The organism is Saccharothrix sp. ST-888 (genome assembly GCF_000955975.1).
Lineage (GTDB): Bacteria > Actinomycetota > Actinomycetes > Streptomycetales > Streptomycetaceae > Kitasatospora.
The window spans coordinates 1-432 of the sequence record NZ_JYJF01000382.1 but is presented as its reverse complement, the minus strand read 5'-3'; the positions used below and the strand labels follow the sequence as shown (position 1 = coordinate 432).

Annotated in this window: 1 protein-coding gene; it reads right to left on the bottom strand. The window is 79.2% G+C overall.

Features of this window, described 5'->3' with window-relative positions; genetic code table 11:
- Nucleotides 1–432 (bottom strand): hypothetical protein (locus tag UK12_RS43860; protein WP_231591484.1); only part of this gene is annotated, 432 nt, incomplete at both ends.

Sequence of the window (432 nt, the reverse complement as noted above, 5' to 3'; positions counted from 1 at the left end):
TCGGCGGTGTATGCGAAGCCCGGCCAGACCGACGCGGTGGACTCGGGGAAGGGCAGCGCGAGGTCGAGCGCGTAGAGGGAGCGGGGGGCGTGTCCACCGCTCCGCCGGGCGGGCCGGGGCGTGAGGGCCTAGGTGTCCGGCGGCTCCTCGATGGTGCGGACGGCGGGGGAGGCCTGCCGGGTGTGCCCGACTTTGGGGGTTGTCCGGCGGGCCGGGCCCGCCGCGCAGCGGGCGCTGCCAGCGCAGAACGGGCAGCAGCGGGGCGGCGGTGGCGGTGCCGCCGGGCGGCAGCGCGGCCAGCAGGCCGAGGGTGGCGCGGCGGACCGACGGCGGGAGGGTCCGGTCCAGTTCGGGGCCGAGCGCGGCACGGACCTTGCCCTTGCCGTCGGGGGTACCGGCGAGCCGGCCGACCCGGGTGGTGGCCAGCCAGCT